The organism is Kluyvera intermedia (genome assembly GCF_034424175.1).
Lineage (GTDB): Bacteria > Pseudomonadota > Gammaproteobacteria > Enterobacterales > Enterobacteriaceae > Kluyvera > Kluyvera intermedia.
In genome coordinates this window covers 2521396-2546072 of the sequence record NZ_CP139986.1, presented here as the reverse complement: position 1 = coordinate 2546072, position 24677 = coordinate 2521396, and the positions used below count along the sequence as shown (strand labels likewise).

The 24677-nt window shown below is 52.7% G+C and carries 25 protein-coding genes and 1 pseudogene; 14 read left to right on the top strand and 12 right to left on the bottom strand.

Annotation, left to right across the window (positions count from 1 at the left end):
* From nikE to nikA, 5 genes are read right to left on the bottom strand one after another with little or no spacing between them, the layout of a single operon-like run.
* Positions 1–798, bottom strand: coding sequence for a nickel import ATP-binding protein NikE (gene nikE, locus U0026_RS12285; RefSeq protein WP_062776870.1), 798 nt, complete (start codon positions 796–798; stop codon positions 1–3).
* On the bottom strand, positions 795–1559 hold the full coding sequence (nikD, locus tag U0026_RS12280) for a nickel import ATP-binding protein NikD (RefSeq protein ID WP_062776872.1): 765 nt from the start codon (positions 1557–1559) through the stop codon (positions 795–797). The genes nikE and nikD overlap by 4 nt, the downstream gene beginning before the upstream one ends.
* The gene (gene nikC / locus U0026_RS12275; RefSeq protein WP_062776874.1) at positions 1559–2392 is read right to left on the bottom strand and encodes a nickel ABC transporter permease subunit NikC; all 834 of its coding nucleotides are present in this window, start codon (positions 2390–2392) and stop codon (positions 1559–1561) included. Before nikC ends, nikD begins: the two co-directional genes overlap by 1 nt.
* Positions 2389–3333, bottom strand: a complete 945-nt coding sequence (gene nikB / locus U0026_RS12270; protein ID WP_062776876.1) for a nickel ABC transporter permease subunit NikB — start codon at positions 3331–3333, stop codon at positions 2389–2391. Before nikB ends, nikC begins: the two co-directional genes overlap by 4 nt.
* Positions 3333–4919 (bottom strand): nickel ABC transporter substrate-binding protein, encoded by a 1587-nt coding sequence (nikA, locus tag U0026_RS12265; protein WP_164717437.1) that lies wholly within the window; start codon positions 4917–4919, stop codon positions 3333–3335. Before nikA ends, nikB begins: the two co-directional genes overlap by 1 nt.
* A 176-nt stretch (positions 4920–5095) precedes the next feature.
* Between nikA and U0026_RS12260 the strand changes: the two genes are divergently transcribed.
* Positions 5096–5431 (top strand): GlpM family protein, encoded by a 336-nt coding sequence (locus U0026_RS12260; protein ID WP_062776880.1) that lies wholly within the window; start codon positions 5096–5098, stop codon positions 5429–5431.
* On the opposite strand, the gene folM is transcribed toward U0026_RS12260, so the two are convergent.
* The 3 genes from folM to ydgH form a co-directional block, all read right to left on the bottom strand.
* Positions 5428–6150, bottom strand: a complete 723-nt coding sequence (folM, locus tag U0026_RS12255) for a dihydromonapterin reductase (RefSeq protein ID WP_062776882.1) — start codon at positions 6148–6150, stop codon at positions 5428–5430. The two genes, U0026_RS12260 and folM, sit on opposite strands and share 4 nt — an antisense overlap.
* Positions 6151–6189: 39 nt before the next feature.
* Entirely contained in the window at positions 6190–7572 is a 1383-nt protein-coding gene (locus tag U0026_RS12250; protein WP_062776884.1) for an amino acid permease, read from the bottom strand.
* A gap of 234 nt (positions 7573–7806) precedes the next feature.
* Positions 7807–8757, bottom strand: coding sequence for a DUF1471 family protein YdgH (ydgH, locus tag U0026_RS12245; protein WP_062776886.1), 951 nt, complete (start codon positions 8755–8757; stop codon positions 7807–7809).
* A gap of 524 nt (positions 8758–9281) precedes the next feature.
* Between ydgH and pntA the strand changes: the two genes are divergently transcribed.
* The 3 genes from pntA to U0026_RS12230 all read left to right on the top strand — a co-directional run bounded on the left by pntA (position 9282) and on the right by U0026_RS12230 (position 12538).
* On the top strand, positions 9282–10811 hold the full coding sequence (pntA, locus tag U0026_RS12240; RefSeq protein ID WP_062776888.1) for a Re/Si-specific NAD(P)(+) transhydrogenase subunit alpha: 1530 nt from the start codon (positions 9282–9284) through the stop codon (positions 10809–10811).
* Between the two features lie 10 nt (positions 10812–10821).
* The gene (gene pntB, locus U0026_RS12235; protein ID WP_062776890.1) at positions 10822–12210 is read left to right on the top strand and encodes a Re/Si-specific NAD(P)(+) transhydrogenase subunit beta; all 1389 of its coding nucleotides are present in this window, start codon (positions 10822–10824) and stop codon (positions 12208–12210) included.
* A 139-nt stretch (positions 12211–12349) separates the two neighbouring features.
* Complete coding sequence (locus U0026_RS12230; protein WP_062776892.1) at positions 12350–12538, top strand: YdiH family protein; 189 nt, start codon at positions 12350–12352, stop codon at positions 12536–12538.
* 132 nt (positions 12539–12670) lie between these two features.
* Here U0026_RS12230 and U0026_RS12225 read toward each other — a convergent pair whose 3' ends face one another.
* The 3 genes from U0026_RS12225 to U0026_RS12215 all read right to left on the bottom strand — a co-directional run bounded on the left by U0026_RS12225 (position 12671) and on the right by U0026_RS12215 (position 14506).
* The gene (locus U0026_RS12225; RefSeq protein WP_062776894.1) at positions 12671–13339 is read right to left on the bottom strand and encodes an anti-sigma factor; all 669 of its coding nucleotides are present in this window, start codon (positions 13337–13339) and stop codon (positions 12671–12673) included.
* Positions 13336–13884 (bottom strand): sigma-70 family RNA polymerase sigma factor, encoded by a 549-nt coding sequence (locus U0026_RS12220; protein ID WP_062776896.1) that lies wholly within the window; start codon positions 13882–13884, stop codon positions 13336–13338. The genes U0026_RS12225 and U0026_RS12220 overlap by 4 nt, the downstream gene beginning before the upstream one ends.
* A 61-nt stretch (positions 13885–13945) precedes the next feature.
* On the bottom strand, positions 13946–14506 hold the full coding sequence (locus tag U0026_RS12215) for a fasciclin domain-containing protein (RefSeq protein WP_062776897.1): 561 nt from the start codon (positions 14504–14506) through the stop codon (positions 13946–13948).
* 216 nt (positions 14507–14722) lie between these two features.
* Here U0026_RS12215 and U0026_RS12210 point away from each other — a divergent pair, with 216 nt between their 5' ends.
* The 8 genes and pseudogenes from U0026_RS12210 (at position 14723) to U0026_RS12175 (ending at position 22457) form a co-directional block, all read left to right on the top strand.
* On the top strand, positions 14723–16135 hold the full coding sequence (locus tag U0026_RS12210) for an aminotransferase-like domain-containing protein (protein ID WP_062776899.1): 1413 nt from the start codon (positions 14723–14725) through the stop codon (positions 16133–16135).
* Between the two features lie 250 nt (positions 16136–16385).
* On the top strand, positions 16386–17531 hold the full coding sequence (gene ydcS, locus U0026_RS12205; protein WP_062776900.1) for a putative ABC transporter substrate-binding protein YdcS: 1146 nt from the start codon (positions 16386–16388) through the stop codon (positions 17529–17531).
* Positions 17532–17548: 17 nt separating this feature from the next.
* A pseudogene (locus tag U0026_RS12200) lies at positions 17549–18562 on the top strand (ABC transporter ATP-binding protein).
* Between the two features lie 4 nt (positions 18563–18566).
* Positions 18567–19490 (top strand): ABC transporter permease, encoded by a 924-nt coding sequence (locus U0026_RS12195; RefSeq protein WP_062776902.1) that lies wholly within the window; start codon positions 18567–18569, stop codon positions 19488–19490.
* Positions 19480–20295, top strand: coding sequence for an ABC transporter permease (locus U0026_RS12190; protein ID WP_062776903.1), 816 nt, complete (start codon positions 19480–19482; stop codon positions 20293–20295). Before U0026_RS12195 ends, U0026_RS12190 begins: the two co-directional genes overlap by 11 nt.
* 14 nt (positions 20296–20309) lie before the next feature.
* Positions 20310–21734: an aminobutyraldehyde dehydrogenase gene (patD, locus tag U0026_RS12185; protein WP_062776905.1), complete on the top strand. Its 1425-nt coding sequence runs from the start codon at positions 20310–20312 to the stop codon at positions 21732–21734.
* A gap of 111 nt (positions 21735–21845) precedes the next feature.
* Positions 21846–22085 carry a hypothetical protein gene (locus U0026_RS12180; protein WP_062776906.1) on the top strand — a complete coding sequence of 80 codons (240 nt, stop codon included), beginning with the start codon at positions 21846–21848 and terminating at the stop codon, positions 22083–22085.
* 198 nt (positions 22086–22283) lie between these two features.
* The gene (locus U0026_RS12175; RefSeq protein WP_073971163.1) at positions 22284–22457 is read left to right on the top strand and encodes a GhoT/OrtT family toxin; all 174 of its coding nucleotides are present in this window, start codon (positions 22284–22286) and stop codon (positions 22455–22457) included.
* Positions 22458–22460: 3 nt separating this feature from the next.
* On the opposite strand, the gene U0026_RS12170 is transcribed toward U0026_RS12175, so the two are convergent.
* Positions 22461–23492: an AI-2E family transporter gene (locus U0026_RS12170; protein ID WP_062776908.1), complete on the bottom strand. Its 1032-nt coding sequence runs from the start codon at positions 23490–23492 to the stop codon at positions 22461–22463.
* A 402-nt stretch (positions 23493–23894) separates the two neighbouring features.
* Here U0026_RS12170 and mdtJ point away from each other — a divergent pair, with 402 nt between their 5' ends.
* Both mdtJ and mdtI read left to right on the top strand, forming a co-directional pair.
* Positions 23895–24269, top strand: a complete 375-nt coding sequence (gene mdtJ / locus U0026_RS12165) for a multidrug/spermidine efflux SMR transporter subunit MdtJ (protein ID WP_062776910.1) — start codon at positions 23895–23897, stop codon at positions 24267–24269.
* On the top strand, positions 24256–24585 hold the full coding sequence (gene mdtI / locus U0026_RS12160) for a multidrug/spermidine efflux SMR transporter subunit MdtI (protein ID WP_062776912.1): 330 nt from the start codon (positions 24256–24258) through the stop codon (positions 24583–24585). Before mdtJ ends, mdtI begins: the two co-directional genes overlap by 14 nt.
* Positions 24586–24677: the final 92 nt, after the last annotated feature.

The following is a 24677-nucleotide window of genomic DNA, read 5'->3' as shown; positions in this document are numbered from 1 at the left end:
TTAAACCTTATTTCGGCGTGTGGGGAAGGCGGGAAGGACCGCTTTTTGTAGCATACGCCCGGCGTTGGAGGAAAAGGTTAATGTGTCACCGATTGTTTGTGTCTCAACAATTTGCCCCTCATCCATCACCATTACCCGCTGACAAAAACGTTCCACCAGCCGTAAATCGTGGGTGATAAACAGACAGGCGGTGCCGAATTGCTGCTGGAGTTTTTTGAGTAAGCGAATGACGCCCGCTTGTAACACCAGATCAAGATTTGACACCGCTTCATCGAGAATCAGCAGCTTTGGCTCTACGGTTAATGCCCGAGCCAGACAAACGCGTTGGAGCTGCCCGCCGCTTAACTGTGGAGGACGTTTGTCGAGCACGCTATCATCGAGATCCACGGCATTGAGCATTTCTCGGGCGCGTGTTAATTGTTCAGCCTTAGAGAGCGACAACAGGTGGCGCATCGGTTCGCGTAAAATCTCACGCACCGTTTTACGGGGATTGACTGCGCTTATCGAATCCTGAAAGACCATTTGAATGTCGCGCCGGAAGGCTTTTTGCTTTGCGCGGTTTAGCCCAGTGAGTGGTTCATCGCGCCAGCTAATGCTGCCCTGCGAGGGCAACTCCAGCCCGACCAGCAGGCGTGCCAGCGTACTTTTTCCACAGCCGCTACGCCCTAATAGCGCAACGGTTTCACCATGTTGCAGTGTTAAAGAGACGTTTTTCAACACGGCATGGTGCTGATGCTTCCCGCCCAGGTTTGCGTGTGTATAGTGATGTGAAAGGGCGGATACGCAGAGTAATGTCATAAGGTGAGCTCCATTGCGTACAAGGCCAGATGCGCAGAAACCAGATTGCGGGTCACGGGATGTTGGGGGGTGCTGAAAATAGTTTCAACAGCGCCAAATTCGACGATATTTCCGCAATCCATCACCGCCACATCATCAGCCAGCCGGGCCACGACGCCCATATCATGGGTCACCAGCAGCATGCCGGGTGAACGTGTTTGCATCATACTTTCCAGCAAATCGAGAATACGCGCTTGAGCGACCACATCCAGGTCGGTGGTCGGTTCATCGGCAACGATAAACGGCGCATCGCATAATATCGCCATGGCGATCATCATGCGTTGCAGCATGCCGCCGCTCATCTCGAAGGGATAGAGTTTCAACATCCGAGCCGCATCATCTAATCCCACGGCTTCTAACGCGGTGATAAGCGAGCGCTCATCAGAGGATTTACCTAGCGCCTGGCAGGTTTCTCGGGCATGTGAGGCCATGGTGTGCAGCGGGTTAAAGGCGCTCCGCGGGTTTTGCATAATGGTGGCAATTTTTACCCCGCGCAGGCTAGCTGGTGAAACCGGGTGTCCGTCTAGCAAAACGGTTCCCGCAGTCTGTCGGACGCCGGTGGGTAAAATACCCAGCGTAGCGGCGCAGGTCAGCGATTTTCCGCTCCCACTGCCGCCTACCAACGCCAATACGCGTCCGCGCGTCAGTGTCAGCGATACACCGTTGACCAGCGGGCGCTCGGCATGCAAAGCGAGATTCTGCAGTTCGATGTGTTGTGGCATCAGTGAGCATGCTCCGTGTCCAGATGAGGATCCAGATGATCGCGCAGTGCATCCCCTAATAGATTAAAGGCCATCACGCTGATAAACAGCGCCAGCCCCGGCCAGAACATTTGCAGCGGCTGGGTCCAGATATACTGGCGAGCGTCGTTAATCATCACGCCCCATTCGGCCGTGGGGGCGGTTACCCCGAGGCCGAGGAATGACATACCGGCCACGTGCAGCATCATGTGGCCAATATCCAGCGTCGCCAGCACCAGCAGTGAAGGAAGCACCGCTCCTGCCAGGTGATCGACAAACACGCGGATATGACCCGCCCCGCAAAGACGAGAAGCCAACACAAATTCCCGCTGGCGCAGCGAGATAACCAGGCTGCGCACCATTCGCGCGTACCACGCCCAGTGAGAGAGCGCGATGGCGATAATGACATTGGTCAACCCGGTTCCCAGCACGCCAACCAGGAAGAAAGAGAGTATTGAAGTCGGGAAGGTCATAAACAGATCGGCGACGCGCATGGTGGCCTGATCGACGCGACCGCCAATAAGCCCGGCGCTACCGCCAACGATTAACCCCAGCCCCAGAACCAGCAGCAGGCAGACCATGACGGAACCGAGCGACACGCGGGTTGCTGCCAGCAGACGCGAGAAAATATCGCGCCCCAAATGGTCTGTTCCCAACCAGTGACGGCTATTCGGTGATAATAAACGGGACGGTAAATCAATCGCCTGAGGATCAAACGGGAGCCACCACTGACTGGTGAGGGCAATGAACGCCAGTAATATGATAATGACGAGGGCTAACCGGACAGACCCGCGCGCAGAAAGGAAAAAATTCACGAGTGCGCTCCTTCATGACGGCGAATACGCGGGTCTAGCGCTGCGTTTAGCAGGTCAACAATCAGGTTACAGAACACAAAAACCACCACCATCATCAGCGTAAAGCATTGGATAACCGGGTAGTCACGGTTAAATATCGCTGAGACGGCATAACGCCCAACGCCCGGCCAGGCAAAGATATTTTCGATAATCATCGTGCCGCCAATCAGTTCGCCGATATGCATGCCAACGGCGGTGATCATCGGCAGCGAGGCATTACGCAGAATATGGCGACGCTCGGTTTGCTTATCATTTAACCCTCGTAAGCGCGCCCAGGTGACATGCCGCTGCCCGGCAACTTCCAGCATACTGGCCCGCAGCAGACGGGCGTTAATCGCCAGCGACATAAAGGCAATGGAAACCGAAGGTAAAACAAGATGTTGCCAACCGCCATAACCCAGTGCAGGTAACCATCTCAGGTACACTGAGAAAAACATCACCAGCAGAAAGGCCAGCCAGAAATTGGGCATTGAGACGCCGAGGAAGGCGATAACCCGCACAACGAAATCGGGCAGTTGGTCACGGTGACGTGCCGCCCAAATTCCCAGCGGGACAGAGGTCAGCAGGATCAGCACCAGTGCGGCACCGGCCAGTTCAAGGGTGGCGGGCAGGAACGCTAAAATGTCATCCAGCACAGGACGCTGTGTGGCGAAGGAGATGCCAAAATCCAGATGCAGCGCTTTCCACAACCAACTGCCGTACTGCACGATAAGCGGTTGATCCAGCCCCAGCATAATCCGCGTAGACGCGACCATATCAGGCGTAGGTGGCAGGTTTGAAAGGCGCAAATAGTCGAGTGCTGGGTCGCCGGTACCCAGTCGCAGCATCAGGAAGATAATCACTGACGCGGCGAAAATCATGGGGATGAGCAGCAAAATACGCCGCGCAATATAACGTAGCATTAGCGGGTTACCGGTTTTATCTGTTTAAAGGGAATATCGGAGGTGATGGGGGCGTAAGGAATTGACCCCAGCTCTGGTTTTGCCACGATCATCATCGACATATAGCTAATAGGCAGGTAAACCGCATCGTTGTGCAATCGTGTCAAAATATCGCGATACAGTGATTTGCGTTGCGCTTCATCGGTGGTGGTCAGCACAAGACTAATTTCTTTATCGATGATGGCCTTATCTGCCAGGCCTTGTTGCGCCTGGTAATCCGCATGTGACGGCACACGCATTGAGCTCATAAAGGCATGAGGATCGTACGGTGCCCCCCAGGTGCGGGAGAAAATCATGCCGAAGTGGCCATCCCGCATGCGGGCGTAAATGCTGCTTTCTTCTTCGCCCACTAACGTCACATCAATGCCAATTTTGCGCATGTCGGCCTGCACAATTTCAGCCATGGATTTGTTGAGCGCATCGGTACCGATGTAGGCCAGCTCAATTTGTAGCGGCTTGCCCGATCTTTCACGGACTGTCTTGCCGGTAGGCAGCGTCCAGCCTGCTTTCTCCAGCAGTGTGCAGGCGCGTTGTGGATCGTACTGACGCGGTTTAAGGCCGATGTCAGCGTAAGGCACGGTCGGAGAAAACAGCGTATCGGCGACCTGTTGAGTGCCATACAGCGCGTTATCGATTAGCGATTTTTTATTGACGGAATAGTTTAGCGCTTCGCGTACCAATAGCTCGTCGGTGGGCGCTTTGGCGGAGTTCAGCGCCAGCATCACGGTTTCAACCGGTGCAGAAAGCTGGGTGCGGTATTGCGGGTTGTGGGCAAAGCGCGCGAAGGTGTCGAGCGGCAGCAGACCTTCATTACCGTACAGTAGGTCAATATCACCGGTTTCAAAGGCGACCGCGCGTGTCGTCGGGTCGGGGATGACGTTGACCGTAATCTTTTGCAGTGGCGGTTTTTCACCCCAGTAATGCTCGTTTCGCACCAGCACATCGTACTGGTTAAGTTTCGAGGCTTGTAACACCCACGGCCCGGTGCCAATGGGGGCTTTGATACCGTTCATCGTCTCATTATTTTTAAACTGTGAAGGGGCGATAAAACGAAATGGGCGCGGAAGCGCCAGCTCTTGCAGGAAAGGATAATAAGCATCCTTAAGCGTAATTTGCAGTTCAGTTTTGCCCAGTACCTTGACGTCAACAATCTGATTAACCAGTTCGAGCCAGGCATGGCGCTGACGGTTATCGAGCACGGCACGGAAGTTCTCCGCTGCGGCCTTCGCATCGAAGACTTCGCCGTTTGAGAAGGTTACGTCATCACGCAGAATAAAAGACCAGGTTTTACCGTCCGCTGAGTGGGTCCAGCTTTTTGCCAGCCACGGTTTTACTGAGCCATCGGCCTGATACTTCACCAGCGGTTCGTAGACCATACTTTGAGCAAACATCTGGTTGGGAGTATACAGATGGGGATTTAATGGCCCGACGTTGACCGGCCATGCGGTGGTGATTTCGGTCGGGGCTGAGGCATGAGCAAGGAGAGGGACGCAGGTTAGCAGCGCAATAAGGGTGCGGCGTAGTCTGGACAAAACGGTGGCCTTAATGATGGAGAGGTACGACTAAATGAGTATGACGATTGTATGGATTCATCATACCTTTGGGTTGTGATGGATCAATTTTCTGGGTAATAAGTTAATAAGATAAATAGATGCTTTCTATTCATAAAGATAAGTGCTTCCGTTATGCTGGACTCACATGTTGTTTTTGAGTGAATAATGAAATGGGGTTGTTAATAAAGGCGCTGCTTGGTGCGCTGGTGGTGGTGTTGATAGGCGTGCTGGCGAAAACCAAAAACTATGCCATTGCTGGGCTTATCCCGCTTTTCCCAACCTTTGCGCTGATTGCACACTATATTGTTGCCAGCGAACGCGGAACCGAGGCGCTGCGCGCCACCATTGTATTTGGCATGTGGTCGATAATTCCGTACTTTATCTATTTGCTGTCGCTGTGGTATTTCACCGGGATGATGCGCCTGCCGATGGCGCTAGCAGGCGCGGTGGCCTGCTGGGGACTCAGTGCCTGGTTGCTGATTTTCCTATGGGGACGCTTTCACTAAACCAGCGGTCTGCCGCCGTCGACGGCGAAGGTCCGCCCGGTGACGTAACAACTGCCGAGAATATAATCGACCAGATCGATGACCTCTTTTTCTCCGGCGGCGATTTTCATCAACGACTTGTTCAACGCCTTCTGGCGATACGCTTCATCATCGGTTTCGTTGAACAGCACTAATGCTGGCGCAATGGCGTTGACCTTCACTTCTGGCGCCAGTTTGCGGGCAAACGAACGTGTCATATTGTCGAGTGCCGCTTTACTGGCGGCATAGGCAATGTGCTTGTCGCTGCCGCGTTCCACCACATAATCCGTAAAATGGATAATATCGCCTTCCGCGTGCCCGTGACCACGTAGCAAATCTTCCAGGGTATGGTTGAGCAGGTAGGGCGCATGGACGTGAATTTGCAGCATCGCGTTCAGGACGTGGCTTAGCGAGGCGGTTGGGCTTTCTGCCAGCCAGCCGCTGGCGTTATGGATAATGCCGCGCAGACTGGTGCAGTGCGCGCGAACGCTATCGGCGAATGCGTAAATACCTTCGTCGCTGGAAAAATCCGCCTGAATGCACGCCGCACCAGCTTTTCGCATCACGTCAATCGACGGATAGTGGGTGCGGTAGCTCAGAATCACCGGTTGCTGCTGAGTGAGAAAATGGTGGGCAAGGGCGAGGCCGATGCGACGGCCTCCACCGGTAATCAGGATCGGACGTGATAGCCTGTTTTCCATCGTTATTTCCTTTTCACATTGACGATGAGGCCGCACACATTACCTCACCAGCATCCACGTTGCCGGAACCGAGGCAACCAGAAGCAAACCGATCAAAGCCAGTTCGCGACGTTTCAACAAGACGTTATCGTCATGGGTACGTCGCGCATAAATAAACACGAAGAGTCCCGGTGCATAGAGCACGACCGACAGGAGCAGATGCATCGGCCCGGAAGCATACAATAACCATAAGCCATAAATACAGGCTCCGACACCAATCACCTTATGCAGGGGGCGTTGGGCAGTCTTTAATAAGAATGCACCGACCAGGAAATACGGTACCAGAATCATCTCGGAAGCGATGGTCAGCAGGGTGTTGTAATCCGAACCGGTTAGCCAAATCAGTACCAGACTCGCCTGCACGCTCAGGTTGGTTAACCACAGCGAAGCCGCGGGTGCATTATTGGCATTCTGACGCGCGAAAATACGTGGGAAGGCTTTATGCGTTGCCGCCAGCAGCGGGACTTCTGCAGCCATGATCGTCCAGCTTAAGTAGGCGCCGCAGACCGAGACAATCAACCCGGCGGCAATCACAATTTCACCCCAGGAGCCCATCATCCGCACCATGATCCCCGCCATTGAGGGATTACGCATTTCGGCCAGTTCCGGACGGGCAACCACGCCCATTGATAGCAATGTCACCAGCAGATAAACACTCAGCGCGGAGATAACCGCCAGCAGCGTAGCGCGGCCGACGTCTTTTTTATTCCGCGCCCGGGCGGAGACCACCACCGCGCCTTCCACACCGATAAACACCCATAGAGTGATCAGCATGGTATTTTTTACCTGTTCCCATACCGGCACACCTAGATCAATACCGTGGAAATCGAGGGTGAAGACATCGCTATTAAAGGCGATAGCTGCCAATACGACAAACAATCCAAGGGGAACGAGTTTCGCCAGCGTCGCCGCCAGATTGATGCTGGCGGCGGTCTGCACGCCGCGCAATACGAGAAAATGAACCACCCACAGTAACACCGACGCGCCAACAATCGACTGCCAGGTATTGCCGTCGCCAAACAGGCGCAGCTCTGGCGTGTCGGTAAAGAAGCTCAAGGCAGAGAACACGATAACCAGATAGGAAACGTTAGCGATTACCGCGCAAAGCCAGTAACCCCAGGCCGAGCAAAAACCAATCAACTCGCCAAACCCTTCACGCGCATAGGTAAAGATACCGCCGTCCAGGTCAGGACGAATGCGGGTCAGTACCAGCATGGCGATAGCGAGAAACAGAATGCCGACGCCGGTAATCGCCCAGCCAATCAGCAGTGCGGCGGGGCTGGCAACCTGTGCCATGTTCTGAGGAAGGCTAAACACGCCCGCGCCGAGCATAGAGCTCAGAACCAGAGCAGTCAGGGCACTAAGCCCTAATTTCTTTTCCATGTGATTCCTGTCGTGGAAAGAGAAGAAGGAGAATATTTATTTGGCGAAATCGCATAAACATGGGGGATTGCGCTGAGGCGGCGATTTTACGGAGAGCGATGCATACATGCAACAATGTATGGTGGAAAGGCGTAAAAAAGGCGACGAGTGTCGCCTTAGTATTCGATGCTTCCCCGGAGTCGGCCGACGCCTCGTCCGGGCTACCGTTGAACGTAGGCCAGGCTTGAAACTAGATTACTTATACAGGTCTGCGCTGATAGTGACGTTGCCGCCACGTTCCTGCCACTGACGTGTAATGTGGTAATACTTCGCATCTTTCTTCGCGGCACGTTTCGCCACCTGGTAGGAGACTTCGGTCATGTTGCCGTAGTTACCGGTGAACTTAATGCTGTCGAAAGGCACCATCTGCGCAGCGGCAGCTTTGTTCAGTTCTTCAACTTTCGTACCGTTTGGCAGTGTGACACTGTAACGTCCACCCTTAGAAGACTGGGTTTCGAAGAACAGGCCAACGCCAGTACCCGCGCCGACAGCAGAAGTGGTTGCCACGCCTGGGATCTCAACTTGTTTCGCCGCTTCGCCACCTTCTGCCAGCGCTTTACGCCCGGCATCGGAATCAGCAGGAATTACGTCGGCACTTTGCAGAGCGCGTTTTTTGGCATCGGCTTTATAGATATACGCCGTCACGCGCTGGTTGCCGCCGTCGTTTGCATCAACCTGACGCACGATAAAGAAGGAGGCTGCTCCCTTCGCTTTCGCCGCCTTAGTGATAGCAGCGTTAACATCCGGCTGGCTGCGGTAGAAGCCCTGAACGGTCACGGTATCAAAAGGCACTAACGCAACGGCCTGGTCTTTTGGCAGTTCCATCACGCCGTTGATCACACGGTTTTTCGGGGCTTCGGACTTGGCAGCATCTTCTTTATAGAAATCGGCCGTAACGCGCCAGTTACCGCTGTTACCGTAATCTGAGGTGTCGACAACATAAAAAGAGGCTGCGCCTTCTTTGTCTGCTTTGCGGGATATCGCCTGCACAGCATCGCCAATGGCGGTAAAACGACCGGTGATGACAACGCGGTCATAAGGTTTCAGTGCGGACGCTTGCTCCGGGGTCAGCTCAGTGGCTGCATGAGCGGACATCGCCGCGGCACACAACATGGCGGACACGAGGAGGGTGTTCTTAAGCTTCATAAAAATAATCCTTCGCCTTGCGCAAACCAAATTCGGGAAATGTTAATTATGGGAAAACATCCGATTATGGCATTGAAACGATGCGACTGTCTGCGTCATTTTTAATGTCAGATGCGAACCCAGTGACGGTTTTGAATAACTTTTCCTGATATGTTGAAAAAACGGGCGCTTGACCACTAAAAGCGGTCAACCATATGACTTTTTTAAGTTAATGGGATGTTAATTTGCCGATCGTGCCCGCGAAAAATCATGTTTTCCCGTATTGATGAAGCGAATTATGAGGCTCGCTGAGCAAATCGGGGTAAATATCGCTGTTTGTAGGCCGCTGAACTCATTATTTGGCAATTAATGCAAAAATAGTATTTTTTGGCGCTAGATCACAGTCGGTATTTTCAGTAGGTTATAGTCAGTTTGTTACTGTTTTATTTATTCAGGTTGTTCGCCTGTTAGCTCACAAAGCGTCAGACGCAACAAACTGGCAAAATGGCAAACCATCCTATAAGAACCGATGGAAGGGAATAGTTATGCGTATTGGTGTACCAAAAGAGAGGTGGGCCCAGGAAACGCGAGTCGCAGCGACGCCGAAAACGGTAGAGCAGCTGCTTAAGCTCGGTTTTAGCGTGGCAATTGAAAGTGGCGCGGGAAAACTCGCCAGTTTTGATGATGACGCGTTTGTGCAGGCTGGCGCAGAGATTGTCTCAGGCGAAGCGGTCTGGCAATCAGATGTTATCCTGAAGGTTAACGCGCCGCTGGATGAAGAGATCCCAAATCTCAATCCAGGCACGACATTAATCAGCTTTATCTGGCCGGCGCAAAATGCCGAATTGATGGCAAAACTGGCCGAACGTCAGATTAACGTGATGGCGATGGACTCGGTGCCGCGTATCTCCCGCGCCCAGTCGCTCGATGCGTTAAGCTCGATGGCAAACATTGCCGGTTATCGCGCTATCGTTGAAGCCGCCCACGAATTTGGTCGCTTCTTCACCGGACAAATCACTGCCGCCGGGAAAGTCCCACCGGCTAAAGTTATGGTGATTGGTGCCGGTGTTGCTGGCCTTGCCGCTATCGGTGCGGCAAACAGTCTCGGTGCTATCGTGCGTGCGTTCGACACCCGCCCGGAAGTGAAAGAACAGGTGCAGAGTATGGGCGCCGAGTTCCTTGAACTGGACTTCAAAGAAGAAGCGGGTAGCGGCGACGGTTACGCGAAAGTGATGTCCGAAGCATTTATCGCCGCAGAAATGGCGCTGTTTGCCGCACAGGCGAAAGAAGTCGATATCATCGTCACTACCGCGTTAATCCCAGGTAAACCGGCACCGAAACTTATCACCCGTGAAATGGTTGATTCGATGACCCCAGGCAGCGTGATTGTCGATCTGGCTGCGCAAAACGGCGGTAACTGCGAATACACCGTGGCGAATAAAATCATCACTACCGCCAGCGGTGTGAAGGTGATTGGCTACACCGACCTTGCGGGCCGTCTGCCAACGCAGTCATCCCAGCTCTACGGCACCAACCTGGTTAACCTGCTGAAATTGCTATGCAAAGAAAAAGACGGCAATGTCACTATCGATTTTGACGATGTGGTTATTCGCGGCGTTACGGTGATTCGTGAAGGCGAAGTGACCTGGCCTGCGCCACCTATCCAGGTTTCAGCACAGCCACAGGCTGCACCAAAAGTGGCGCAAGCACCGAAAGAAGCAGAAAAACCGGCTTCGCCGTGGCGCAAATATGCGCTGATGGCGCTGGCTATCATTCTGTTCGGCTGGTTGGCAAACGTCGCTCCAAAAGAGTTCCTTGGTCACTTTACCGTCTTTGCGCTCTCCTGCGTGGTGGGTTACTACGTGGTGTGGAACGTGTCGCATGCGCTGCATACGCCGTTGATGTCGGTCACCAATGCCATTTCGGGCATTATCGTGGTTGGCGCGCTGCTGCAAATTGGCCATGGTGGCTGGGTAAGCTTCCTGAGTTTTATCGCGGTACTGATCGCCAGCATCAATATTTTTGGTGGTTTCACCGTCACTCAGCGCATGCTGAAAATGTTCCGCAAAGGATAAGGGGTAACAAATGTCTGGTGGATTAGTTACAGCTGCATACATTGTTGCCGCGATCTTGTTTATTTGTAGTCTTGCAGGGCTGTCAAAACACGAAACGTCTCAACGCGGCAACTACTTCGGTATTGCCGGGATGGCGATTGCATTAATTGCCACTATTTTGGGGCCAGATAGCCATAACGTTGGCTGGATCCTGCTGGCGATGGTTATCGGTGGTGCTATCGGTATTCGTCTGGCGAAGAAAGTTGAAATGACCGAAATGCCAGAGCTGGTGGCGGTTCTACACAGCTTTGTTGGTCTGGCAGCGGTGCTGGTCGGTTTCAACAGCTACCTGCAGCATGAAACCGGTATGGATCAAATTCTGGTCAATATTCATCTGACGGAAGTGTTCCTCGGTATCTTCATCGGTGCGGTAACCTTTACTGGTTCCATCGTGGCGTTCGGTAAACTGTGCGGCAAGATGTCCTCTAAGCCGCTGATGCTGCCAAATCGTCACAAGCTGAATCTGGCGGCGCTGGTGGTTTCTCTGCTGCTGCTGATTGCTTTTGTGCGCACCGATAGCACCGGTACTCAGGTACTGTGTCTGCTGATCATGACCGTCATCGCGCTGGCTTTCGGCTGGCATCTGGTGGCGTCTATCGGCGGTGCGGATATGCCGGTTGTGGTCTCCATGTTGAACTCGTACTCCGGTTGGGCAGCAGCAGCAGCGGGCTTTATGCTCAGCAACGACCTGCTGATCGTGACCGGTGCGCTGGTGGGTTCTTCAGGTGCGATCCTGTCGTACATCATGTGTAAAGCGATGAACCGTTCCTTCTTCAGCGTGATTGCCGGTGGTTTTGGTACCGACGGTTCTTCTACGGGGAGTGACGAAGAAGTGGGTGAGCACCGTGAAATCAGCGCGGAAGAAACGGCAGAAATGCTGAAGGATTCGCACTCGGTCATTATCACCCCAGGCTACGGTATGGCGGTGGCACAGGCCCAGTATCCGGTTGCTGAAATTACTGAAAAACTGCGTGCGCGCGGTATCAAGGTACGTTTTGGTATTCACCCGGTTGCCGGGCGTCTGCCAGGCCACATGAACGTGCTGCTGGCGGAAGCGAAGGTTCCTTACGATATCGTGTTGGAAATGGATGAAATCAACGATGACTTCTCCGATACCGACACCGTGCTGGTTATCGGCGCGAACGATACCGTAAACCCTGCGGCGCTGGACGACCCGAAAAGTCCAATCGCCGGGATGCCGGTGCTTGAAGTGTGGAAGGCGCAGAACGTTATTGTCTTCAAACGCTCAATGAACACCGGTTACGCTGGGGTGCAGAACCCGCTGTTCTTTAAAGAGAACACGCAGATGCTATTCGGTGATGCGAAAGCTAGCGTTGACGCCATTCTGAAAGCGCTCTAATTTTCCGTTATGACCGCTAAGCCGCCGGGGTATTTTCACCCCGGCGGCTTTTTTAATGGTCGCTGATTGCTTTTGGTCAAAAAACAATCAAGCAAGCGTGTTATACTGTCTCTTAGTCGCCCACACCTAAGAGGAAGTTATGGAAACCTTGTTTACACCTGCACAACTGGCCATCGAATATCTCCGTCGTGAAACCGCACCATTAAGCCCCGCGCAGTATCTGAAACGTGTAAAACAGCTTGAGCTGGAATTTGCCGACCTGATGTCGCTCTCCTCAATTGAACTCAAAGAAGAGATCGATTTTGCCTGGCGCCTTGGGCTGCACTAATATTCCCGCAAAACCCTCGTTATTCCGTCCCGTGCTAGCCGCGTGTTAAACGGATAATGTCGCAGTTCGTTCGCTTAAGGATTCAGAGTGAACGAACTTAGTTTTTCCTGCCTTCGCTATAACCTGTACTCGCTAACCCGGCAAATCCACTTTTCCGACGAAAATCACCGGCCCTGAAGGCCCTTGCAGCCTGGAACCGCCAACCGGTTCAAGACTGATTGCCAGCGTTGTCTGGTTATCCAGTAGTCCTGACGGTAGCTGGAAATCGTTGTGCTTCTGATGTGTTATCAGCCCAATTGAACGTGGCGGACTATTGCCTTTAATCAGCCACAATTGCAGATTTTTGTCTTCGGGAAGCGTGGCGTTTAACGCCACAACTTGCATCAGGCGGGTCGATTTATCCAGGCTCACCACAAATTGTGAATTTGATTGGCTACCGCTGAGGATGGCGATCGGGCGCATCATTGCGGGGGAGTCGGGTTTTCGTACATAGGTGAATATCAGAATGCCAGCGAGTGCGGCTGCCAGTGCCCAACCAAGCCATGTCGTAGGGCGTAGCGTGACGGGGGGCGATTTTTCTTGCTGTAATTTATGCGCGATTTTTTGCCAAATTTCAGGTGATGGCACGCTATCCGGGGTGAGGGCATCGACACCGCTAAAGGCTTTTTGCCAGTGCCAGACCTGTTTAGCAAAATCCTCGTCTTCATTGAGCCGCTTGTCGAGAAGCAGACGAGTGGGTTCATCGACCAGCCCAAGAACATATTCAGCGGCCAGGATGGCATCATTATTCTGTGTGTTCATAAGCCAATGCACTCCCTGAGATGGATAAGTGCACGTCGGATCCAACTTTTGACGGTGCCCTCAGGCTGGTTCAATGACAGCGCAATTTCAGTTTGCGATAACCCGCGATAATAGGCCAGGGCGATGCTTTGACGCTGTTCTGCCGGAAGATGCTCCATGCAGTCATGCAGTTTTTTTGCTTCCAGGTGAACGTCTTCCGCCGCTAATGGCGAACGCAGCATGTCTTCAGCTTCGCTAATATCCTCCACGGAACAACAGCGATTCTCATGCTTACGCAGATAATCGATCGCGCGATTTCTGGCAATATGGTTAAGCCAGATTTGCGGTTCGCTACGCTTGTCGTCGTAGTAGAGTGCCGACTGCCAGATGTGGATGAAAGTATCGTGCAGAATCTCTTCGGCCCAGTCACGGCGTCTGACAATGCGCAAAATAATACCGAATAAACGCGGTGATATTGTTTTATAGAGCAATTCCAGAGCCTGTTTATCGCCACAAGCAATCTGGCTCATTAATCCTGCATGGATATGCGCTGAGTTGATTGTCATTGGTGTCCCTGATAAAGGTGCAGCCACCGAATGGATGGCTGCACACAGTATAGGCAACAATTTACGGCATCAGCACGGTATCAATAACATCAATCACGCCATTACTCTGATTAACATCATAGGTGCTGATATTCGCGATATTACCGCGAACATCTTTGAGCTGAATATTGTGCGGCCCATTTGCCATAACCCACAGCGATTCGCCATTGACGGTTTTCAATTCGGCTTTTCCGCCACCGGCCTTAATTTTCTTCTCAAGGGCTTTCATATCGTATTTCCCGGCGACCACGTGATAGGTCAATACGGCAGTCAGTTTTTGTTTGTTTTCAGGTTTAAGCAGGGAGTCTACGGTACCAGGGGGCAGTTTTTCGAATGCGGTATTAGTCGGTGCGAAAACGGTAAAAGGGCCATTACCTTCAAGCGTTGATACCAGTCCCGCGGCTTTTACCGCTGCAACCAAGGTGGTGTGATCTTTTGAGTTCATCGCATTTTGCACAATATTTTTGGACGGATACATCGCGGCTCCGCCCACCATGACGGTGTTATTGTCCATCATTGCCGCTTGGGTCACACCGCTGATTACCAGTGCAGAAAAAAGAAGAGATGGCAGAATTTTTTTCATTTTCACTTCCTCATAAGTATTTTCGGGAAGGACTTCATAAGCCCTCATGAAGTAATACGATTGAGGAAAGAAAACGGATGCAAAATAATCGAAATAATTTTTTAGCCCACATTGAATTCCGAGGTTACGAGCCAATTCATATCAGTTACATAAAAATGCATATTTCTTAACGCTGATATAATATAACGGTGATTCAGTACGTAACCGGGACAAGCCATGAAAAAGTACCAGCAACTCGCCCAGCAGATGACGGAACAGATTGCCCACGGAGTGTGGCAGCCGGGTGATAAGCTGCCCTCGCTAAGGGAGCAGGTGGCGAACAGCGGGATGAGTTTTATGACTGTCAGCCATGCTTATCAGCTCCTGGAAAGCCAGGGGCGTATAGTGGCGCGCCCGCAGTCCGGTTACTATGTGGCCCCGCGTATGGTGGCTACGCGGCAGAGTTCGGCGCCAGCGCAGGTAATGCCGGATAACGCTGTTGACATCAATACCTACATTTTTGAAGTCTTGCAGGCCAGCCGCAATGCTTCAGTATTGCCGTTCGCTTCCGCGTTTCCTGACCCAAAATTGTTCCCTTTACCACAACTCAACCGCTCGCTGGCGCAGGTCAGTAAAACCGCCACCGCAATGAGCGTGATTGAGAATCTGCCGCCGGGAAACGATGAACTACGTCATGCCATTGCCCGGCGCTATGCGTTGCAAGGCATGACCATTTCACCGGATGAGATTGTGATTACCGCCGGCGCGCTGGAAGCGTTGAACCTGAGTTTGCAAGCGGTAACCGAACCGGGCGATTGGGTTATTGTCGAAAACCCGTGTTTTTACGGAGCATTACAGGCGCTGGAACGGCTGAGGCTGAAAGCCTTATCGGTGGCAACCGACGTGAAAGAAGGTATCGATCTGGATGCGTTAGTGCAGGCGCTGCAAACCTATCCGGTAAAAGCCTGCTGGTTGATGACCAATAGCCAGAACCCGCTCGGTTTTACGCTGACGCCTGAAAAGAAAGCCCGGCTGATAGAAATTCTAAGCGAGCACAACGTCACCTTGATTGAAGATGACGTCTACAGCGAGCTCTATTTTGGCCGCGAGAAACCGTTGCCTGCTAAGGCGTGGGACAAGACGGACATGACGTTGCATTGCAGTTCGTTTTCAAAATGTCTGGTGCCGGGATTTCGCATCGGCTGGGTCGCGGCGGGGAAACATGCGCGGCGCATTCAACATTTACAGCTGATGAGTACGTTATCGACCAGTTCGCCGATGCAGTTGGCGCTGGTGGATTATCTGGCGACCAAGCGCTATGACGCGCATCTACGTCGCCTGCGTCGCCAACTGGCGGAACGCAAGCAATTGGCCTGGCAGTCGCTGCTGCGTTCGTTACCCCCTGAAGTGCAGATTCATCATAACGACAGCGGCTACTTCCTCTGGCTGGAGCTCCCTGCGGGGGTTGATGCCGGTCAACTTAGTGCCAGAGCGCTGGAGCACCATATCAGTATCGCGCCGGGCAAGATGTTTTCCACAACCGATAACTGGGCATCCTTTTTCCGTTTTAATACCGCCTGGGGCTGGGGCGAAAGGGAAGATAATGCAGTGGAGACGCTGGGGCATCTTATTCGTCAACTCATAAAGTAATCACAGACCTTTCAATTCGTACCTGGTCATAGGAAATTCAAATAGCGCCTATGACCAGTAACTCCTTGTCTATAATCCAAATTATCCATCCCTGAATGGGCATTTTTCTGGAATGCGCCCTTGGTCACAACCTGTACAAATTTTTAACATCCGCACAGGTGGCGGGCATGGCGACGTCTATTTTTAAACAGGGAGATATTTTTAACGGCATGGCTGCCGCTCAAATTCATTGTGACAGGAGTAAATTTTTATGAGCAAGAAATTTGCCCGCAGCAGCCTATGCGCCCTGGTGATGACCGTGGCGACAGTCCATGCCGCCGAACCGCCAGCCTCTCTGGATAAAGGCGAGGGGCGGTTAGATATTATCGCCTGGCCGGGCTATATCGAGCGCGGTCAGAGTGACAAACAGTACGATTGGGTCAGCGATTTTGAGAAAGCGTCCGGCTGCCAGGTGAACGTTAAAACGGCGGCGACGTCGGACGAAATGGTCAGTCTGATGGCGAAAGGCGGATATGACCTGGTTACCGCCTCTGGCGATGCTTCACTGCGCTTGATCATGGGCAAGCGCGTACAGCCGATTAATACAGCATTGATTGAAAACTGGAAAAACCTCGACCCGCGTCTGGCCAAAGGCGCCTGGTTTAACGTCGACGGCAAAGTCTACGGCACGCCGTATCAGTGGGGCCGAAACCTGCTGATGTATAACAGCAAAACATTCCCGACACCGCCTGACTCCTGGAGTGTGGTCTTCGTTAAGCAAAATCTGCCGGATGGAAAAACGAATCAGGGGCGTGTGCAGGCCTATGACGGCCCGATTTACATCGCTGACGCGGCGTTATTCGTCAAAGCGACTCAACCGCAGTTAGGTATCAGCGATCCGTACCAGTTAACGGAACAGCAGTATCAGGCGGTGCTGAAAGTGCTGCGCGATCAGCATGGATTAATCCACCGCTACTGGCATGACACCACCGTACAAATGAGCGATTTCAAAAACGAAGGAGTCGTTGCCTCAAGTGCCTGGCCATATCAGGCCAACGGCCTGAAAGGTGAAGGGCAACCGATCGGCACCGTCTTCCCAAAAGAGGGCGTCACCGGCTGGGCTGACACCACCATGCTTCACGCTGAGGCGAAGCATCCCGTCTGTGCCTACAAGTGGATGAACTGGTCGCTGACGCCGAAAGTTCAGGGGGATGTTGCGGCTTGGTTTGGCTCGCTGCCGGTGGTGGCTGAAGGGTGTAAAGCCAGTCCTCTGCTGGGCGAAAAAGGGTGTGAAACCAACGGTTATGGTTTCTTTGACAAAATTGCTTTCTGGAAAACACCTATCGCCGAAGGTGGCAAGTACGTCCCGTATAGCCGCTGGACGCAGGACTATATCGCCATCATGGGCGGCCGATAATTTTCCGGGAGTCCCTCATGACGTATACGGTTGAATTTCATGACGTCTCACGACTTTATGGTGACGTTCGGGCAGTGGACGGTGTCAGTATCGCTATCCACGACGGAGAATTCTTCTCCATGCTGGGGCCATCAGGCTCCGGCAAAACCACCTGTCTGCGCCTGATTGCCGGATTCGAACAACTCTCCGGTGGCGCAATCTCCATTTTTGGTCGCCATGCCAGTGAACTGCCGCCGTGGGAACGTGACGTGAATACCGTCTTCTAGGACTACGCGCTGTTTCCGCATATGTCGGTGCTTGATAACGTCGCTTACGGGCTGATGGTAAAAGGCATGGCGAAGAAAGCGCGGCTGGCAAAAGCCGCGCTGGCGCTGGAAAAGGTGGCGCTGGGTTTCGTCGGTGGACGCAAACCGTCGCAGCTTTCCGGTGGTCAGCGTCAGCGTGTGGCGATTGCCCGCGCGCTGGTGAATGAACCCCGGGTTCTGCTGTTGGATGAGCCGCTGGGCGCGCTTGATCTTAAATTGCGCGAGCAGATGCAGCTTGAACTCAAAAAGCTGCAACAGGAGCTGGGGATTACCTTTATCTTCGTCACCCACGATCAGAGCGAAGCGCTATCGATGTCCGACCGGGTGGCGGTATTCAACAACGGGCGCATCGAGCAGGTCGATACCCCACGTGCGCTCTATTTGCGGCCGCGAACGCCGTTTGTTGCAAGCTTCGTCGGTACCTCTAACGTTTTTACCCCGTCAATGGCGGAAAAGCTGTGTGGCATGGCAGGGAGCTGGGCCTTGCGTCCGGAACATATTCGTCTCAATGAAGGTGGCGAAGTGCAGGTTGAGGGGCGGGTGCAGGCGGTACAGTATCAGGGGGCGGCGACGCGCTATGAATTGCAGCTTGAAGGCGGTGAAAAGTTACTCGTTAGCCAGGCTAATTTGTCAGCCGGATTGATTGCGGATGGCCCCGTCGTGGGTCACACGGTGCGGGTATCGTGGGCGCGCGATGCGATGGTTGCGCTGGACGCCGGGAGGTGATGCGATGAATACTCCCTCGCGCAGCTTAAGCCGAGTCTCTGGCCTGTTCTGGCGGCGTCCCGCACTAGGGTTGTTCCTGCTGCTCCTTGGGCCGTTGATGTGGTTTGGCATCGTCTATTTTGGATCGTTGCTGACTTTGCTATGGCAGGGATTTTACACTTTCGATGATTTTACGATGTTCGTCACGCCAACGCTCACGTTGGCCAATCTGTACGCGCTATTTAACCCGGCCAACTACGACATTATCCTGCGCACGTTGACAATGTCGCTAGCCGTGACCGTCGCCAGCGCGCTGTTGGCCTTTCCGATGGCGTGGTATATGGCGCGCTATACCCGTGGCAAGCAAAAAGCATTTTTCTACGTCGCGGTTATGCTGCCGATGTGGGCGAGCTATATCGTCAAAGCCTATGCCTGGACGCTATTGCTGGCGAGGGATGGGGTAGCGCAGTGGTTTCTCAATCATATGGGGCTTGAGGCGGTACTGAATGCGATTTTGACGGTGCCGGGCATTGGCGGTAATACGCTGTCAACCTCCGGGTTAGGCCGCTTCCTTGTCTTCGTTTATATCTGGCTGCCGTTTATGATTTTGCCTTTACAGGCGGCGCTGGAGCGTATTCCTTCGTCGTTGCTTCAGGCTTCTGCGGATCTTGGGGCATTGCCACGCCAGACCTTTCGTCATGTGGTGTTACCGATGGCGATCCCCGGTATTGCAGCCGGTTCTATCTTCACCTTTTCGCTCACGCTCGGCGATTTTATTGTTCCGCAGTTGGTTGGGCCGCCGGGTTACTTTATCGGCAATATGGTCTATTCCCAACAAGGGGCGATTGGCAATATGCCGATGGCGGCGGCGTTTACTTTGGTTCCCATTGTTCTTATTGCCCTTTATCTGGCGTTCGTGAAGCGCCTGGGAGCATTCGATGCACTCTGAACGGGCACCGCTGTTTCTCAAAATTGCCGCCTGGGGTGGGGTTATCTTCCTGCATTTCCCGTTGGTTATCATCGCCCTTTATGCGTTCAACACTGAAGATGCGGCGTTCAGTTTCCCCCCGCAAGGCCTGACGCTGCGCTGGTTTAGCGAGGCGGCGGGGCGTGGCGATATTTTCGAATCAGTGACGTTGTCACTTAAAATCGCCGCGCTATCGACCGCGATTGCATTAATTCTTGGCACGCTTGCTGCAGCAGCACTCTGGCGGCGGGAATTCTTTGGTAAAAGCGCCATTTCGCTATTGCTCCTCTTGCCCATTGCGTTACCGGGAATTGTCACCGGGCTGGCATTGTTGACCGCCTTCAAGGCCGTTGGTCTGGAGCCTGGGTTGTTAACCATTGTGATTGGGCACGCCACCTTTTGTGTCGTGGTGGTGTTTAACAATGTCGTAGCGCGCTTTCGCCGTACTTCCTGGAACCTTGTGGAAGCATCGATGGATTTAGGCGCGAACGGTTGGCAAACCTTCCGCCATATCGTGTTGCCCAACCTCAGTTCAGCGCTGCTGGCGGGCGGCATGCTGGCGTTTGCATTGTCGTTTGATGAAATTATCGTCACGACCTTTACCGCCGGTCATGAGCGCACGTTACCGCTGTGGCTGCTTAACCAACTGGGGCGACCGCGCGATGTACCGGTGACTAACGTTGTGGCGCTGCTGGTGATGTTACTGACAATGATACCGATTTTAGGGGCGTGGTGGCTGACTCGCGAAGACGAGGGATCCACCAACGGAAGTACCACGTTTAAATAAAACAGGATCATGCTATGCAACAGAAGTTACTGATTAATGGTGAACTGGTGGCGGGTGAAGGCGAATCGCAGCCGGTGTATAACCCGGCTACGGGGGAGATCCTGCTGAATATTAGCGAAGCGTCCGCCGCGCAGGTTGATGCTGCGGTTCACGCAGCCGACCGCGCGTTTGTACACTGGGGGCAAACCACGCCGAAACATCGCGCGGAATGTTTATTAAAACTCGCTGATGTCATTGAAGAACATGCGGAAACCTTTGCCAAACTGGAGTCCCTCAACTGCGGAAAACCGCTGCACTGCGTTATCAACGACGAAATTCCCGCAGTGGCCGATGTTTTTCGCTTTTTTGCCGGGGCGGCACGCTGCCTGAACGGACTGGCGGCCGGTGAGTATCTTGAAGGGCATACCTCGATGATTCGTCGGGATCCGGTTGGCGTCGTGGCCTCGATTGCGCCGTGGAACTACCCGCTGATGATGGCCGCATGGAAGCTAGCCCCGGCACTGGCTGCGGGCAACTGCGTGGTCATTAAACCTTCGGAAATTACGCCGCTTACCGCGTTAAAACTGGCGGAACTGGCGAAGGATATCTTCCCGGCAGGCGTACTGAATGTGGTCTTTGGTCGTGGCAAAACCGTTGGCGATCCCTTGACCGGACATTGTCTGGTACGAATGGTGTCGCTAACCGGTTCTATAGCTACCGGAGAGCATATTATTGCCCACACGGCGCCCTCAATTAAGCGTACCCATATGGAACTGGGCGGCAAAGCGCCGGTGATCGTCTTCGATGATGCTGATATTGATGCCGTTGTCGAGGGAGTCAGAACGTTCGGCTATTACAATGCCGGTCAGGATTGCACCGCTGCTTGCCGTATCTACGCGCAGAAGGGTGTTTACGACAAGCTAGTGGAAAAGCTGGCCGCAGCCGTCTCCAGCATTACGCTGGGTGCACCTGACGATCCGGCGACCGAGCTGGGGTCATTAAGTTCGCAGGCTCATCTTGCTCGGGTTAGCGAGGCGGTATCACGGGCAAAATTGTTGCCACACATTAAGGTGGTAGCCGGAGGCGATAAAGTCGAGGGGAAGGGTTATTACTTCCAGCCGACGCTGCTGGCAGGCGCGCGGCAGGAGGATGACATCGTGCAACGTGAAGTTTTCGGCCCGGTTGTCAGCATAACCGTTTTCGATGATGAAGATCAGGTGCTGGGATGGGCTAACGATTCCCAATACGGTCTGGCATCGTCAATATGGACGCAGGATGTCGGACGTGCGCATCGCCTTAGCGCTCGGCTGCAATATGGTTGCACGTGGGTTAACACCCATTTTATGTTGGTCAGCGAAATGCCTCACGGCGGGCAGAAGTTGTCGGGTTATGGCAAGGACATGTCTGTGTTTGGGCTGGAGGATTACACCGTGGTGCGGCATGTGATGATAAAGCACTAATTACCCCCTTCGCGGTAGGCGTCATGCCTGCCGCGCGCCGGCTCTTTTTTGACATGCCGGGAACAACGTGCGAGGATCCGCGCCGTTGAAAAACTGAGCATAGTTAGAGTGATGAATAAAAGTCTGATTTGTACCACGGCGTTAATTGCAGCAGCGATCGCTATCGGCACCTGGTATTCGGCAAGTCGAATCGCGACCTGCGATGGTAATAACAGCCAGATTACAGCGGCCTGCCTGGCGCAAGCCTGGGATACTGAAAAGGTTAATCTGGTTCCCCAGTACGATCCGGACAGTTATGTCAGTGATCCTACGGCCGACAGTATCTTTGCCGTTTCCAAAGTAAAACGCTAAGCGTAAGACAAATCACAGAATTAACATCTAAAGCGGCATAACCTACTTCTGCATTAAATCATTCATGCAATCAATTCATTTGGAGTGAATTGATTGCGCGGTGAATTGTTTCGAGCGAAAAGCGGCGAAAAACTTGATGTGCGTCAAAAAACGTAGCATATTGCGCGGCTTTAACTATCAATTATAAGGACTCAATTGGTGACGCTGTATCAACACATGCTCATCTTTTATGCCGTGATGAGCGTTATTTGCGCCTTTATTACCTGGTTTCTTACCAAGGAAAGCGCCCCGATTCGTTTAATTGCGGCGTTGTTGATTGGCGCAACGTGGCCGTTTAGCTTTCCCGTTGCGCTGTTACTGTCGTTATTCTGATCCTTACTTACTCATATCGCTTAGCAAAATAGCGATACTTTTACCGCCTTCCGTTTGCTCAAGTGCAATTTTGACGATGATGGTTAACGGTACGGACAGTAACATTCCCACAGGCCCGAGTAGCCAACCCCAGAAAATAAGCGATAAAAATACCACTAGCGTAGAAAGTCCAAGGCCGCGTCCCATGATGCGAGGCTCGAGAATATTGCCAAAAATCAGATTAATCACCAGATACCCCGCAAGTACGATAAGCGCATCATAAAAACCGCTAAATACCAGAACCTGAAGGATAGGGGGGATCGCTGCCAGCACCGAACCGATATTGGGAATGTAGTTAAGAGCAAAGGCCAAAAGTCCCCAGATAAAGGCGAAACGAACGTCCAGCAGCTCCAGCATCCCCCAGGCCACCAGACCGGTCACCAGACTGATAGCCGTTTTCAGCACCAGATAATGCGAGACGCTGTCCAGTGCGCGCTGAATGGCCGCCATTCCCTCAACGGGCCGCGTCATGACCTGCTGTAATTTTGACGGCAACTGCGGGACTTCAAGCAGCATAAAGACCACCGTTAACAGCAGTAAAAAGATGGACGACATCGCGTTTGAAAGCTGGCTTAACAAACGGGAAACCAACGTCATTGCGGCATTAGGATCGATATACTTAATTAACTCATCAGGGCTGACGCTGATGCCGAATCGTTGCATCCACGGTTGCAGGTTATACAGCGGGACGGCAAGTGAGGAACGGTACTGCGGAAGGGTGCGCGTCAGTTCGTTAAGTGATGTACCCAGTGAGGCGAGCAGCAGTACGGCGGCCATAATGATGACACCAATCAGTAGCGAAATAGCCAGCACGCGAGGCACGCGCCAGCGCACCAGCAGCATCACCACCGGATTGAGAACCACGGCGATAAACAGCGCCAACACGAACGGGACAATGATATCGGCGGCAAAGCGGATACCGGTAAGAATGATCACCAGCATGCCCAGCATGATGACAAGTTTTAATCCATTAAGCGTAATGACAGGCCTGGACATGTTGAGTTAACTCCAGCAAAAACTATTACTGATATCATAATTGGGATTTAGCTGATAATAAATGCATTCATATCAAACAATATTAGTAAAGATTTGAAAACATTTTGAGATATTTCGACATCTATGCTAGAAATTAGCTGTGTTTAACTACTGAGGACAATTTTACTCCGCAACGATGAGAAGCAATACCGCGGATAATTGTAATTTTATGGACAATATGTTCAGGTTCTACCTTTCTACCAAACCTTCTGTTTTACCTTCCTTTTCTGCCTTCTGTGGTGAGCAGCACTGGCGCAACGCGCTTTAGTCGTCTTCTTCGTTTGAGCTAAATTTTAATCATTTTTATCAGTTTGCGTTTCTCGCAAGCTGCGATGGATTATATTCTCATGCAGGAGAAGCACCATGTTTTACTGGATTTTATTAGCCCTCGCCATTGTTGCTGAAATTACAGGTACGTTGTCTATGAAATGGGCAAGCGTAAGTGATGGCAGCACCGGTTATATTTTGATGTTGGCGATGATCTCGCTGTCTTATATTTTCCTTTCGTTTGCAATAAAAAAGATCGCTCTTGGCGTAGCGTATGCGCTGTGGGAAGGGGTCGGTATTTTGCTGATCACGCTGTTTAGCGTTCTGTTGTTTGATGAAAGTCTGACGGTGATGAAAGTCGCAGGTTTGCTGACGCTGGTGGCCGGGATTGTGCTGATTAAATCAGGCACCCGCAAAGCGCCAACAAAACGCAACGCCATGAATAAAGAGGTGGACCATGCAACAGTTTGAGTGGGTTCACGGCGCGTGGCTGGCAGGCTCAATTGTACTGGAAATTGTCGCTAATATTTTCCTTAAATTCTCAGATGGCTTCCGCCGTAAATTGTACGGCGTGCTTTCGCTGGTTGCCGTTCTGGCCGCATTTAGTGCGCTGTCACAGGCGGTTGAAGGTATTGACCTCTCGGTAGCTTATGCTATCTGGGGGGGCTTCGGGGTCGCCGCGACGCTGGCGGCGGGGTGGATCCTCTTTGGACAACGCTTAAATAATAAGGGTTGGTTCGGTTTGGGTCTGCTTTTGGTCGGAATGGTACTGATTAAGCTCGCTTGATGTGATCGCTGCCTGAGAAATCGGGCAGCGAAATCGCCCACCTGTATTACGCTTGTAACAACGGGTTAGCAGAGTATATGCGAGGGTGATAC